Here is a 13,026-nt window from a genome sequence, read left to right as displayed (position 1 = left end):
GGACGGCCCCGGCGCGGGACGGCGCCGGAGCGGCGCACCGGGCGCCGGACGGAGCGGGTGCCTCGCTTCGGGGGAGCGAAAGGGAGTGTGAGGCAGATGGGGATCGTGGTTTTCCTGGTGATCTGCGCGGTGGTGATCGGCCTGGTGGCCCTGGTCTCGCGGGGCATCACCGGCGCAGGGCGCGGAGGGGGCCGGAGTGGTGCGTCCGCGGCGGGCGGCGGCAGCTGGTGGGCCGGCGGTGACGGGGGGTCGAGCTCGGGTGGCGGGCACCACGGCGGCGGGCACCACGGTGGGGGCGGCTGTGGTGGCGGTTCCTCCTGTGGTGGGGGCGGCTGTGGCGGCGGTGGTGGCGGTGGCGGCTGCGGTGGTGGCGGCTCCTGAGCCGATGGCCGGTTGCTCCTGAGTCAAGGGTCGGTTGCTCCTGAGCCGGCGGCCGGTTTCTCCAACTCCACTTGTGCGGAAGGGTTGTTGCTTACCGCATATGCGCCTGGCGGGTTCTGATGAAGACATCAACACCCGCCAGGCGCTTGGTTGTTGAACAGATGAACTGCAGGGCCCCCGGGCGGATGGAAACCCGGAGGAGATGGGTAAAAGCGCTGTGGGCGGCAGGGCTTTCATGATTCCCTCTCCCTGGAGAATCCCCCACGTTCTCCGTTCCCACGTGGGCACGAGCCGGCAGGCATTCGGACATCCATCCCTGGCCTTCAACGGGCGGGCCGGCCCACCATTCCACTGCGTGCTTGCGGAGCCGACCCATGCTCACCACTTTGCAGACGGCGTACACCGATACCCGTGCCTCCGACCTGGCCTGGGCGCTGGGCAGGGAACCCCTGCCGGCCCTCGCCGTACTCGATCTCCAACTCCATGGCTCACAGGTGCAGTTGAGGCTGCTCGGCGCTTCTCACCAGGTGCTTCTCGAAGAGGAGCGCGGCACCTGTTCCGAAACGGTCGCCTGTATGCCGGGCAGCAGCACGCCGCTGCCGCTGGGGGTGGCGAAGCGGCTCGGAGACTGGGAATACGAATTCGCCGCCCATGTGGAGACGCTGTCGCGAGGCTCGTTCGCAGGGCGTGCGCAGGAATTGCTCGCGCTGGTGGCCGAGCATCCGCACGGCCTTGCCGGTACGTTCCCCGGCTCCCCGCACGCCTTCACGGCGATGCTGGCGCAGCGTCAGCAGGGGCAGGTGCGCTGGCGGACCTGGCACGCGTATCCGCAGGAGGGCCGCTTGGTGGCCACGCGGACCCGGGTGGGCGTACGGGCGGCGGTCGCGGCGGTCTAGCCGGGGTGGGTAAAAGTAACCGGTCCGCTCGGCGGGAGGGTGTGCGGTCATGGGCGGTGCGAGGGGCGTACGGGCTGCGCGCCGGGGGCGTGGGTGCCTGGAGGGGCGCGGGCGGTGTGGTGTGCGCGGCCTGACCGGCCGATGTGGTGCGGCAGCGCCCCGCGTGCCCCACGTGGGGACGGTGCCCCGACTGGTGTGTGTGGCCCGCAGACTGCACCCGTGTGGGTGACGGAGGGGTACCGAACCGTCACGTAGCGTTCACTTTATGATCGACCCGCCAGAGCCCGTTCTCACCGGCGTCCCCGGGCCGCCGGAGGCCATGACGCCGGCGCGGCTGCCCGTGCCGGCCGGGCCCGGCCGGCTGCTCGTCCTCGCCGTCGTCTTCGTCTGCGCCGCCTGCGGCCTGGTCTACGAACTCGAACTGGTCGCGCTGGCCACGTACTTGGTCGGCGACTCCGTCACCCAGGCGTCGGTGGTGCTGTCCGTCATGGTCTTCGCGATGGGCGTCGGCGCGCTGCTCGCCAAGCGCTTGCGCTGCCGGGCGGCGGTCGGCTTCGGCGCGGTCGAGGCCGCCCTGGCGCTGGTCGGCGGCAGCTCCGCCATGGCGCTCTACGCCTGCTTCGCCTGGTTCGGCCAGTCCCGCTCCGCGCTCGTCGGCTTCTCCCTGGCCATCGGCATCCTGATCGGCGCCGAGGTGCCGCTGCTGATGACGCTGATCCAGCGGGTGCGCCGGCAGGACGCGGGCGGCGCGGTCGCCGACCTCTTCGCCGCGGACTACGTCGGTGCGCTCGTCGGGGGCCTGGCCTTTCCCTTTCTGCTGCTGCCGGGCTTCGGCCAGCTGACCGGCGCCCTGCTCACCGGCGGTGTCAACGCGGTGGCCGGCGGCGTACTGGTGCTGTGGCTCTTCCGTGACGATCTCGGCGCCCGTGCCCGCTGGGCGCTGTTCGCCGCCAACGCCCTGGTCCTCGCGCTGCTGGGCGCGGGCGTGCTGCTGGCCACGCCGTTCGAGCGGGCCGCCCGGCAGGCGGTGTACGGCTCCTCGGCGCGGGTCGCGGTGCAGACCGGCATCCAGGAGGTGGTGATGACCGGCGGCACCGGGGACGGAGCCGGTGCGGGGCGGGGGAGGAAAGGTTTAGGCGGACCGCTGGCGCTGTATCTGGACGGCCGGCTCCGGGTCAGCGCGGAGACCGAGTACCGCTACCACGAAGCGCTGGTGCATCCGGCGATGGCGGGCGGCCCGCACGGCCGGGTGCTGGTCCTCGGCGGCGGCGACGGCCTCGCGGTACGCGAGATCCTCCGCCATCGCTCGGTCCGCTCGGTGACCGTCGTCGAACTCGACCCCGGTGTCCTGCGGCTCGCGCGCAGCGACCCCGGCCTCTCCCGCCTCAACCATCACTCGCTCAGCGATCCGCGGGTGCGGGTGGTGACCGCCGATGCCTTCGAGTGGCTGCGGCAGCAGGGCCTGTGCGGGCGCGGCCGGCGGCAGGCGCCGTACGACGTCATCGTCTCCGACCTTCCCGACCCCGGGATCGCGGCGAGCACCAAGCTCTACTCACAGGAGTTCTACGGTCTCGCGGCGCGGCTGCTGTCCCCCGACGGGCGGCTGGTGGTGCATGCCGGACCGCCGGTCGAGCGCGCGCGCCTGTACTGGACGGTGGAGTCGACGGTCCGGTCGGTGGGCCTGGCGACCGTGCCGTACCGCCTGGCCGGCCGGCCCGCGTCGTTCTACGGCGGCCCGGACCGCACGGCCGCTCCCGTGGCGTCGGTGGACGCGGAGGTGCCCGCCGCCGGCGCGCCGACGGCCGGCCCGGACCGGTACTGGGGCTTCGTGCTGGCTGCGCGGCACCGGCCGCGGTTCGGTCTGGCGCCCGATGCGCCGCCACCGGCCGGGCTCACCCGCGCGGAGCTGCAGGCCGGGCGGCGCGGCGAGGCCCACGACCGGATGCCCGGGCTGCCGGCGTCGACGCTGATGCATCCGCGGTATCTCGACTGAGCGGGCGGGGCCGGTGCGGGCCCGGGGAGGGTGCGGCGGACACGGGCGCGGCGGGTGAGCCGGGGCCGCTGCGCAGAAAGTTCTGTGTGGGCGGCACGGGGTGCGGGGGTGCTGGGTAGGCTCCCATGTCATGGAGCATGAGGTGTACGTTCCGTTTCCCGTCGGGACCGTGCGGCAGGCGCTCACCGAGCCGGAGCGGGTGGCGCGCTGTGTCCCGGGAGTCCAGCTCGACGCCGATGCGGCCCCCCGGACCCCGGTGGGCCGGCTGCGGCTGCGTATCGGAAGCTCCACCATCACCTATCGCGGCACGCTGACGGTCAGTGCCACCGCCGACGACGGTCCGGGCGACGACGGTCCGGGCGACGAAGATCGGGGCGACGGCGGACCGGGCGACGGCGGTGCGGCGGCCGTGGTGACCGTCGAGGCGAAGGGCACCGAGACGCGGGGCGACGGGTCGGTCGCGCTGACCCTGGCCGTGCGGCTCTCCCCGGCCACCGAACCCGGTCCCGGTACGACCCTGGCCTGTTCCGGCACGGTCGATGGCGACGGCCGGCTCGCCGAGGCCACCGAGCAGTCCGCCCGGACGGCCGGCCGCCGGCTGCTGGACCGCTTCGCGGAGAACCTCGCGGCCGATCTGCGGAAGCGGCCGGTGGCGGGGCGGACCGGCGACGGCCCCTCGGCCGGGGGCGCCGCCGACACGGCCGGGCCGGGGGTGTTCGGCACCGAGGTGCCGCCGTCGTCGCTGGAGCCGGGCCGTGACGAGGAGCCGGGCCGTGACGAGGACGCCGGGGAAGCGGCGGACCTCGGTGATGCGGCCGAGGACGTCGGGGATCTCGATGCGGGGGACGCCGAGGAAGCCTTCCACGCGCTGCACGACGGGCACCCCGAGCACGCCTACGGTCACGATGCGGACGGCCTCGCCCCCGCCGAGGCCGCGCACGCCCGCCGGACGATGATCGGGCGCAGCGCGGAGGAGGTCGACCACGCCCCGCCGCGCGGGCGGTACGCACCGGTGCCCGCGCCCGAGCCGCACGGCACCTCGGTGGCCCTGCGCTGGGCGGCGCCCGCCGCCGCCGTGGTGCTGGCGTCCGCCGTGGTCGTCGGCCGGGTGCTGCGCCGGCGGCGCTGACCCGGCGTTCACGGGCGGTCCGCGCCCCGTCCCGGCGTCCCGCGCAGGGCGCCGGTGCACCGTTAGGGTCGGTCCCGTGAGTAGCGACAACACCACGCAGAACGCGGCGCCGGAGCAGGCGTCACCAGGCGTACGGCTGGCCGCCGGAGACACCGAACTGACCGTCCACCCGGACAACGGCTGCCGGATCGCCGGCCTGCGGGTGGGCGGTACGGAGCTGCTGCGGCAGGGCGCCAAGTACGGCTGCTTCCCGATGGTTCCGTGGTGCGGCCGGATCGCACACGGGCAGTTCCGCAACGGGGCGGAGCGGCATCAGCTGCCCCTCAATGCCGCGCCGCATGCCATCCACGGCACCGGCCGCAACCTCCGCTGGCGGACCGCGCGTTCGAGTGCCACGGAGGCGGTCTTCACCTACGACCTCGCCGATCCGGCGGCGCCCTGGCCGTACCCGGGGCGGGTGACCCAGCTCGTCGAGCTGGCCGCGGACGGCGGCTCGCTCACCCTCACCATGGGTGTCGAGGCGACCGCCGACTCCTTCCCCGCGCAGGCCGGATGGCACCCCTGGTTCCTGCGGAACCTCGGCGAGGGAGGCGAGGACGTACGCCTCGACTTCACCCCCGAGTGGCAGGAGGAGCGGGGCGACGACCACCTCCCGACCGGCCGGCGGATCACGCCGCAGCCAGGGCCCTGGGACGACTGCTTCGGGATGCCGCAAGGGGTCGAGGCCACCCTCACCTGGCCGGGCCGGCTGGAGCTGACGGTCAGCAGTCGCGCCGAGTGGGTCGTGGTCTACGACGAGCAGGAGGCCGCGGTCTGCGTCGAGCCGCAGTCCGGCCCGCCGAACGGTCTCAACACCGTGCCGCGCCTGGTCACGCCCATCGACCCGCTGGAGATCTCCACGACCTGGAGCTGGCGGAGCCTGTCGCAGGACACCGGCTGAGGGCCGTCGTCGTGCGTGTCTGCCGCGGCGTTGCGTGCGCCTGTCGCGGGGCTATGTGCGGCTGCCGGGGGCGACGGGACAGCCCTTAAGCTCGTGCGCATGAGTGACGACGTGCGCGGCGAGCTGCTGCAGCAGATCAAGGACAAGGCCGTGGTGCACGGCAAGGTGACGCTTTCCTCCGGCAAGGAGGCCGACTACTACATCGACCTGCGCCGGATCACCCTGGACGGCGAGGCCGCGCCGCTGGTCGGACAGCTGATGCTGGAGATCACCGCCGATCTGGACTACGACGCGGTCGGCGGGCTGACGCTCGGTGCCGACCCGGTCGCGACCTCGATGCTGCACGCCTCCGCCGCCCGCGGCGGCCGGCTGGACGCGTTCGTGGTCCGCAAGGCGCAGAAGGCGCACGGTATGCAGCGCCGTATCGAGGGTCCGGACCTCAAGGGCCGCCGGGTTCTGGTCGTCGAGGACACCTCCACCACCGGCGGTTCCCCGTTGACCGCCGTCGAGGCGGCGCGCGAGGCGGGCGCCGAGGTCGTTGCGGTGGCAACGATCGTCGACCGGGGTGCCGCGTCCGCGATCGCGGAGGCCGGAGTCCCTTACCTCACCGGCTACCAGCTCGGCGACCTCGGCCTGAGCTGACCGCGGCCGAGGCCGCGCGAAATCCGGCAGAAGCGCGCTGAACTGCGGCTTTACCGAGGGGCGGCTGGTTTCACGTGAAACCGGCCGCCCACACTGCGGGACGGCCGGGCGCGGGATGTGGAGCAATCCGCCGAGTCTGGGAAGATGTGCTCGGCGAAGTCCTCGCCCCCTGGTCAGGGCCAAGAAAGCACACCCGCACACCTGAAGGAGCGGACAGATGCCCATCGCAACCCCCGAGGTCTACAACGAGATGCTTGACCGGGCGAAGGCAGGAAAGTTCGCCTACCCGGCCATCAACGTCACCTCGACGCAGACGCTGCACGCCGCGCTGCGTGGGTTCGCCGAGGCTCAGAGCGACGGCATCATCCAGATCTCCACCGGTGGTGCGGAGTTCCTGGGCGGCCAGTACAACAAGGACATGGTGACCGGCGCGGTCGCGCTCGCCGAGTTCGCGCACGTCGTGGCCGAGAAGTACGACATCACCGTCGCGCTGCACACCGACCACTGCCCCAAGGACAAGCTCGACGGCTATGTCCGCCCGCTGCTGGACATCTCCGCGGAGCGCGTGGCCAAGGGCCAGAACCCGCTGTTCCAGTCCCACATGTGGGACGGCTCGGCCGAGAACCTGGCCGACAACCTGGCCATCGGTCAGGAGCTGCTCGCCAAGGCCGCCGCCGCCAAGATCATCCTTGAGGTCGAGATCACCCCGACCGGTGGCGAGGAGGACGGCGTCACCCACGAGATCAACGACGAGCTCTACACCACGGTCGACGACGCGCTGCGCACCGCCGAGGCGCTGGGCCTGGGCGACAAGGGCCGCTACCTGCTCGCCGCCTCCTTCGGCAATGTCCACGGCGTCTACAAGCCGGGCAACGTCGTGCTCCGCCCCGAGCTGCTCAAGGACCTGCAGGAGGGCGTCGGCGCCAAGTACGGCAAGACCGCCCCGTTCGACTTCGTCTTCCACGGCGGCTCCGGCTCCACCCCGGAGGAGATCGCCACCGCGCTGGAGAACGGCGTGGTCAAGATGAACCTGGACACCGACACCCAGTACGCCTTCACCCGCCCCGTCGCGGACCACATGTTCCGTAACTACGACGGTGTGCTGAAGGTCGACGGCGAGGTCGGCAACAAGAAGGCCTACGACCCGCGCAGCTGGGGCAAGCTGGCCGAGGCCGGGATGGCGCAGCGCGTCACCCAGGCCTGCGAGAACCTGCGCTCCACGGGCACCAAGATCAAGTAAGCGCGGTCGGCCCGCACGGCCGGTCCCGCTGCGCACCAGGGCTCCGCATCCGCCGTGATGCGGAGCCTTCGGTGTGATGCGGAGCCTTCGGCGTGCCCGGACCCGGCGCATGCCGTGTGCTCAGGGCGGGCGAGCGGGCGTGGATACGGGCATGCTCGCGGTATGAGTGAACCGAGTGCGCCCGGCGGGGTCCGGCTGGCCTCGGCACAGGGCCGGTGGGTGCTGACGACGGCCGTGCTGGGGTCCGGCATGGCCATGCTCGACAGCACCGTCGTCAATGTGGCGCTGCCCAGGATCGGCGAGGACCTCAACGCGGATCTGGCGGTCCTCCAGTGGACCGTCACCGCCTACATGCTCACCCTCTCCTCGCTGATCCTGCTGGGCGGTGCCCTCGGTGACCGCTTCGGCCGGCGCCGGGTGTTCGTGATCGGTGTGGTGTGGTTCGCCGCGGCCTCGCTGTTGTGCGGGCTGGCGCCCGACGCCGGGGTGTTGGTCGCGGCCCGGGCGCTGCAAGGCGTCGGCGGGGCGCTGCTCACCCCCGGCTCGCTGGCCCTGATCCAGGCCGTCTTCCACCCCGACGACCGGGCGCGGGCGGTCGGCTCCTGGTCGGGGCTCGGCGGCGTGGCCGCGGCGGTCGGCCCGTTCATCGGCGGCTGGCTGGTGGACGGGGCCGGCTGGCGCTGGGTGTTCTTCCTGAACGTGCCGCTGGCGGCGGTGTGCGTACCGGTGGCGCTGCGGCACGTCCCCGAGACCCGGGAGCGGGACGCCCGCGAGCGCCGCGGCTTCGATGTACTGGGCGCGATGCTGGGGGCGCTGGCGCTGGCCGGGGTGACCTATGCACTGATCGCCGCCCCGACCGGGGGCGCCGGGCCCGGCGTGATCGTTCCGGCGGTGGCCGGGGTGCTGCTCGGGGTGCTCTTCGTCCATGTCGAGCGGCGGCGGAAGGATCCGATGCTGCCCCCGGCGATCTTCGGCATCCGGCTGTTCTCGGCCGTCAATGCCGTGACGGTGTGCGTGTACGCCGCGTTCGGCGGCTTCTTCTTCCTGGCCGTGCTCCAGCTCCAGGTCGTGGTGGGGTACTCGGCGCTGCAGGCCGGTACCGCGTTGCTGCCCACCACCGTGCTGATGCTGCTGCTGTCCGCCCGCTCGGGCCAGCTGGGGCAGCGCATCGGACCGCGCATTCCGCTCACCGTCGGACCGCTGCTGTGCGCCGCGGGGATGCTGCTGATGACGCGGGCGGGCCGGGGCGCCTCGTACTTCGCCGATGTGCTGCCCGCGCTGGTGGTGCTGGGCGCGGGGATGGTGACGCTGGTCGCGCCGCTCACCTCGACCGTGCTGGCGTCGGTGGACGTGGACCGGGCGGGCCTGGCCAGCGGTATCAACAATGCGGCGGCGCGGGCCGCGAGCCTGATGGCGGTGGCCGCACTTCCGCTGCTGGCGGGCATCGGCCCGGAGGCCTACCGCTCGGCGGACGCATTCGGCGCGGCGTTCAAGCGGGCCATGCCGTTGTGCGCGGGCATCCTGGTGATCGGCGCGCTGATCGCCGTGCTGACCGTACGCAGCAACGTGCTGCGCGCCGCAGCGGGGGCCGAGGAGCCGTGCCGGGCGGAGACGACCTACCACTGCGGGGTGAGCGCACCGCCGCTGGATCCGGGCGAGACCACGGTCCGGAGGGCGGAGCGGCTGCCGGACCACGGGGGGCCGGGCCGGCCGGCCGAGGAAAGCTAGGAGCCCGGGCCTCCGGCCGTATCCGCCCGGGCCTCCGCCCAGGCTTCCGCCCAGGCTTCCGCCCAGGCTTCCGCCCAGGCTTCCGCCCGGGCCTCCGCCCAGGCTTCCGCCCAGGCTTCCGCCCGGGCCTCCGGCCCGCCTCCGCCTTCCGTCCCGCCCTGCCACCCGGGGCACAAGATCCCGGCCGCCGCCCGCCCCGCCCCGGCGACCAGGCAGACTGGGAACCATGGCCATTCACGAGAATCTGCTCGGGGGACCGCCCCCGACCCATCTGCCCGACGACCCGGAACCCCGCGAGCTGCTCGCCTCGGGCACGGCGCCGTCCGATGTCGCCGCGAAGTACCCGACCTCCTCCCTGGCCTGGGCCCAGCTCGCGGACGACGCCTTCGAACAAGGCCGGGTCGTGGAGTCGTACGCCTACGCCCGCACCGGCTACCACCGCGGCCTGGACGCGCTGCGCCGGGCCGGCTGGAAGGGCCACGGCCCGGTGCCCTTCGAGCACGAGCCCAACCGCGGCTTCCTGCGGGCGCTGCACGCCCTCGCCCGCGCCGCCCAGTCGATCGGTGAGGAGGCGGAGTACGAGCGCTGCTCGACCTTCTTGCGGGACTCCTCGCCGACCGCGGCCGACACCCTCACCTGAGGCACCTGACGGCGCCTGAGGCACCTGACGGCACCTGACGGCACCCGAGGGGCCGCCGTCAGGTTTCCTTGCGGGGAACCGCAGTAGCTCTCCCGCCGGGGAGCGCCGGGCAAGATCAACGGGCCGGCCGCATGATCGCGGTCGGCCCTTGCGCGGTCGCTGTCCAGCACGGATGATTTCCAGTGGGCCGGGTCATCCCGCGCCCGAGGGGACCGGGGCTCCCGAGCCGACGAGGAAGGGGCGGACCGCTACCCGGTAGTTCGCACTTGAGGAGTCCCTCATGTCGCAGCCGTCTCCCATCGACCCCGTGGACAGCGCGTCGACCGCACCCGCAGCGGGTCCCGCACCGGTCGGCGCCGCCGAGCCCGACCCGCCGTTCGCCCCGGATCTCAGCATCGGCAGCAGCAGCACCACCCCGTACGAGGACTACGTCCAGGCGGATCTCCTCACCCACCTGCAGCACCCGCTCTCCGACGACCCCGGCGAGATGGTCTTCCTGGTCACCACCCAGGTCATGGAGCTGTGGTTCACGGTCATCGTCCACGAGTGGAGCACCGCCGCCGAGGCGCTGCGCCGCGACGACCTGACGGTGGCAGAGGAGGCGCTGCGCCGCTCCACCTACGAGCTGGAGGCGCTGAACGCCGCCTGGAAACCGCTCGCCCGGCTGACCCCGGCGCAGTTCAACGCCTACCGCAGCGCGCTGGGCGAGGGCTCCGGCTTCCAGTCCGCCATGTACCGGCGGCTGGAGTTCCTGCTCGGTGAGAAGTCCGCATCGATGCTGGTGCCGCACCGCGGCGCCTCGCGGGAGCACGCCGAACTGGAGAAGGCCCTCCAGGAGCCGAGCCTGTGGGACGAGGTGCTGCGGCTGCTCGCCCGCCGCGGCCACGCCGTGCCCGAGGCCGTCCTCCGGCGGGACCCCGCGCTGCGCTACGAGGCCGACCCGGCCGTCGAGGCCGTCTGGGCCGGGATCTACGCCGGGTCGCAGGAGTCCGACCTCGTCCGGCTCGGCGAGGCGCTGACCGATGTGGCCGAGCTGGTCTGGCGCTGGCGCAACGACCATCTGGTCGCGACCCGGCGGGCCATGGGAGCGAAGATGGGCACCGGTGGTTCCGCGGGGGTGGCCTGGCTGGAGAAGCGGGCCCGAAAGAACGTCTTCCCGGAGCTGTGGACGGCGCGCAGCCATGTCTGAGACCCCGGAATACCCCGACCACGCCGGCCTCCAGGAGCCTTCCGGCGCCCGTGAACAGGCCGCGCGTGCCGCGGAGTGGGACGCCGCCGACCCGCTCGCCGCGATCCGCGACCGCTTCGTCCTCGACGCCGCGCCCGATCATGCCTCCGGCGATGCCGGGGTCTACCTGGACGGCAACTCCCTCGGTGCGCTGCCCCGTACGGTGCCCGGCCGGATCGCCGATGTCATCGCCCGCGAGTGGGGCGAGCTGCGCATCCGGTCCTGGACCGAGTCCGGCTGGTGGACCGCGCCCGAGCGGGTCGGCGACAAGATCGCGCCGCTGATCGGAGCGGCACCGGGCCGGGTGGTGGTCGGCGACTCGACCAGCGTCAACCTCTTCAAGGCCGTGGTGGGCGGCGTCCGGATGGCCGGCAAGGGCTGTACGGAGATCCTCGTCGATGCCACGACCTTCCCGACCGACGGCTATATCGCCCGGTCCGCGGCCCGGATGACCGGCCTCGCGGTGCGCCCGGTCGAGCCCGCGCGGATCGCCGACGAGGTCACCGAGCGGACCGCGCTGGCGCTGGTCAACCACGTCGACTACCGCACCGGCCGGCTCAACGACCTGCCCGGCATCACCCACGCGCTGCACTCCGCGGGCGCGCTCGCCGTCTGGGACCTGTGCCACAGCGCCGGAGCGCTGCCGGTCGGCCTCGACGCGCACCACGTCGACCTCGCCGTGGGCTGCACGTACAAGTACCTCAACGGCGGCCCGGGTTCGCCCGCCTACCTCTACATCCGCGAAAGCCTCCAGGAGCGGTTCGAATCGCCGCTGCCGGGCTGGAACTCGCACAGCGATCCATTCGCCATGGACCCGGCATACGCCCCCGCCGAGGGCATCGCGCGCGGCCGGGTCGGCACCCCCGACATCCTGTCGCTGCTCGCGCTGGAGGCGGCGCTGGAGGTCTGGGACGGGGTGTCCATCGAGGCCGTACGCACCAAGAGCCTCGCCCTGACCGACTTCTTCCTGGAGTGCGTGAACGCCTACGTACCGGCGGGCCGGGCCCGCTCCGTCACGCCGTACGACCACCAGCGGCGCGGCAGCCAGGTGTCGCTGGAGTGTTCCCCCGCGGAAGAGGTGATGGACGAGCTGATCCGGCGCGGGGTGGTCGGCGACTTCCGCCCGCCCGACGTGCTGCGCTTCGGTTTCACCCCGCTCTACACCTCCTTCGCGGACGCGGAGCGGGCGGCGTGGGTGCTCGGCGAGGTGCTGAGGGCGCTGCCCGACGTCGAGCCCGGGGCGGCCGGGGCCGGCGGGTGAGCGTGGCGGACGAGGAGGCGGCGCTGCTGGGGCTGGCCCCGGTGGCGCCGGACCGGACGGTGGCCTACGGGCCGCATCCGGACCAGATCGTCGACCTGTATGTGCCGCGGGCGGCCGATCGCGAACGGGCGGTCGGCGGAGCGCAGGAGGCGGACAACCCGCGGGCGGCCGATGGCGCGCGGGCGCCGGCGGCGGGGCCCGCGCTGGTCGTCCTCCTGCACGGCGGCTTCTGGCGCGCGGCCTACGACCGCCGCCATCTGTCGCCGCTCGCCGCCGATCTGGCCGGGCGGGGGCTGCCGGTCGCGCTCGCCGAGTACCGCAGGGTCGGTGCGGGCGGCGGGGCGCCGCAGACCTTCGGCGACGTCACGGCGGGCCTTGCGGCGGCGGTGCGCGCGCTGCCGGGCGACGGGGATCCGGTGCTGGTCGGCCACTCCGCGGGCGGCCAGCTCGCGCTGCTCGCCGCCGCCCGCCCCGGCACCCGCGTCCGTCGCGTCCTCGCCGTCTCACCGGTCGCCGACCTCGCCCGCGCCCATGCGCTGGGCCTGAGCAACGGCGCGGTCTCCGAGCTGCTCGGCGACGGACCCGGCCTCGCGGAACGGATCGCCGCGGCCGACCCGGCGTGCCACCCGCCCGCCGGCGTCCCGGTCACGATCCTGCACGGCACCGACGACCCGGACGTCCCGCTCGACCTCTCCCGCCGCTACGCCGCCCACAGCCCCGGCACCACGGACCTGCACGAGCTGTCCGGCGTCGGCCACTACGGCCCCGTCACTCCCGGCAACCCCAGCTGTCACACACTCGTTGCCCAACTGCACCGAACCTGTAGTACTTGAGGCGGACCTTGGCAGATCCTCACTGGTGGGGACGCCCCGGTGCTCGTCGTTGCTTACCGTTGTCAGCGTGAACGACACGACCCAGACGCAGAGCGACCTGCGTTCAGAGGCCCGG

12 protein-coding genes are annotated in these 13,026 nt (G+C 73.4%); all 12 read left to right on the top strand.

What is annotated here, in order from left to right; translation table 11 throughout:
- Positions 1-96 precede the first annotated feature (96 nt).
- The 12 genes from ACF088_RS35115 (at position 97) to ACF088_RS35060 (ending at position 12,911) form a co-directional block, all read left to right on the top strand.
- On the top strand, positions 97-381 hold the full coding sequence (locus ACF088_RS35115; RefSeq protein ID WP_392379939.1) for a hypothetical protein: 285 nt from the start codon (positions 97-99) through the stop codon (positions 379-381).
- A gap of 374 nt (positions 382-755) precedes the next feature.
- Positions 756-1,277: a DUF2617 family protein gene (locus tag ACF088_RS35110; protein ID WP_392379938.1), complete on the top strand. Its 522-nt coding sequence runs from the start codon at positions 756-758 to the stop codon at positions 1,275-1,277.
- A 265-nt stretch (positions 1,278-1,542) separates the two neighbouring features.
- Positions 1,543-3,270 carry a polyamine aminopropyltransferase gene (locus ACF088_RS35105; protein WP_392379937.1) on the top strand — a complete coding sequence of 576 codons (1,728 nt, stop codon included), beginning with the start codon at positions 1,543-1,545 and terminating at the stop codon, positions 3,268-3,270.
- A gap of 130 nt (positions 3,271-3,400) precedes the next feature.
- Positions 3,401-4,399 carry a carbon monoxide dehydrogenase subunit G gene (locus ACF088_RS35100; protein ID WP_392379936.1) on the top strand — a complete coding sequence of 333 codons (999 nt, stop codon included), beginning with the start codon at positions 3,401-3,403 and terminating at the stop codon, positions 4,397-4,399.
- A gap of 76 nt (positions 4,400-4,475) precedes the next feature.
- On the top strand, positions 4,476-5,339 hold the full coding sequence (locus ACF088_RS35095; RefSeq protein WP_392379934.1) for an aldose 1-epimerase: 864 nt from the start codon (positions 4,476-4,478) through the stop codon (positions 5,337-5,339).
- A 99-nt stretch (positions 5,340-5,438) separates the two neighbouring features.
- Positions 5,439-5,981 (top strand): orotate phosphoribosyltransferase, encoded by a 543-nt coding sequence (gene pyrE / locus ACF088_RS35090; protein WP_392379932.1) that lies wholly within the window; start codon positions 5,439-5,441, stop codon positions 5,979-5,981.
- Between the two features lie 217 nt (positions 5,982-6,198).
- A complete protein-coding gene (gene fbaA / locus ACF088_RS35085; protein ID WP_392379930.1) occupies positions 6,199-7,221 on the top strand; it encodes a class II fructose-bisphosphate aldolase in 1,023 nt (340 codons plus the stop codon).
- Between the two features lie 162 nt (positions 7,222-7,383).
- The gene (locus ACF088_RS35080; RefSeq protein ID WP_392379929.1) at positions 7,384-8,949 is read left to right on the top strand and encodes an MFS transporter; all 1,566 of its coding nucleotides are present in this window, start codon (positions 7,384-7,386) and stop codon (positions 8,947-8,949) included.
- 226 nt (positions 8,950-9,175) lie between these two features.
- Positions 9,176-9,589, top strand: a complete 414-nt coding sequence (locus ACF088_RS35075) for a DUF3151 domain-containing protein (protein ID WP_392379927.1) — start codon at positions 9,176-9,178, stop codon at positions 9,587-9,589.
- A 280-nt stretch (positions 9,590-9,869) separates the two neighbouring features.
- Positions 9,870-10,778: a tryptophan 2,3-dioxygenase family protein gene (locus ACF088_RS35070; protein WP_392379926.1), complete on the top strand. Its 909-nt coding sequence runs from the start codon at positions 9,870-9,872 to the stop codon at positions 10,776-10,778.
- A complete protein-coding gene (gene kynU / locus ACF088_RS35065) occupies positions 10,771-12,078 on the top strand; it encodes a kynureninase (protein WP_392379924.1) in 1,308 nt (435 codons plus the stop codon). Before ACF088_RS35070 ends, kynU begins: the two co-directional genes overlap by 8 nt.
- On the top strand, positions 12,075-12,911 hold the full coding sequence (locus ACF088_RS35060; protein WP_392379922.1) for an alpha/beta hydrolase family protein: 837 nt from the start codon (positions 12,075-12,077) through the stop codon (positions 12,909-12,911). Before kynU ends, ACF088_RS35060 begins: the two co-directional genes overlap by 4 nt.
- Positions 12,912-13,026 lie beyond the last annotated feature (115 nt).

Origin of the sequence: Streptomyces sp. NPDC015125 (assembly GCF_043080045.1) — a bacterium.
Lineage (GTDB): Bacteria > Actinomycetota > Actinomycetes > Streptomycetales > Streptomycetaceae > Streptomyces.
The sequence above is the reverse complement of the archived record's forward strand: the minus strand, read 5'-3'. Positions and strand labels throughout refer to the sequence as shown.

Excerpts from the sequence above, each read along its gene's own strand:
- ACF088_RS35115 (WP_392379939.1), top strand. The coding sequence starts at position 97 with ATGGGGATCGTGGTTTTCCTGGTGATCTGCGCGGTGGTGATCGGCCTG.
- ACF088_RS35110 (WP_392379938.1), top strand. The coding sequence starts at position 756 with ATGCTCACCACTTTGCAGACGGCGTACACCGATACCCGTGCCTCCGAC.
- ACF088_RS35105 (WP_392379937.1), top strand. The coding sequence starts at position 1,543 with ATGATCGACCCGCCAGAGCCCGTTCTCACCGGCGTCCCCGGGCCGCCG.
- ACF088_RS35100 (WP_392379936.1), top strand. The coding sequence starts at position 3,401 with ATGGAGCATGAGGTGTACGTTCCGTTTCCCGTCGGGACCGTGCGGCAG.
- pyrE (WP_392379932.1), top strand. The coding sequence starts at position 5,439 with ATGAGTGACGACGTGCGCGGCGAGCTGCTGCAGCAGATCAAGGACAAG.
- fbaA (WP_392379930.1), top strand. The coding sequence starts at position 6,199 with ATGCCCATCGCAACCCCCGAGGTCTACAACGAGATGCTTGACCGGGCG.
- ACF088_RS35080 (WP_392379929.1), top strand. The coding sequence starts at position 7,384 with ATGAGTGAACCGAGTGCGCCCGGCGGGGTCCGGCTGGCCTCGGCACAG.
- ACF088_RS35075 (WP_392379927.1), top strand. The coding sequence starts at position 9,176 with ATGGCCATTCACGAGAATCTGCTCGGGGGACCGCCCCCGACCCATCTG.
- ACF088_RS35070 (WP_392379926.1), top strand. The coding sequence starts at position 9,870 with ATGTCGCAGCCGTCTCCCATCGACCCCGTGGACAGCGCGTCGACCGCA.
- kynU (WP_392379924.1), top strand. The coding sequence starts at position 10,771 with ATGTCTGAGACCCCGGAATACCCCGACCACGCCGGCCTCCAGGAGCCT.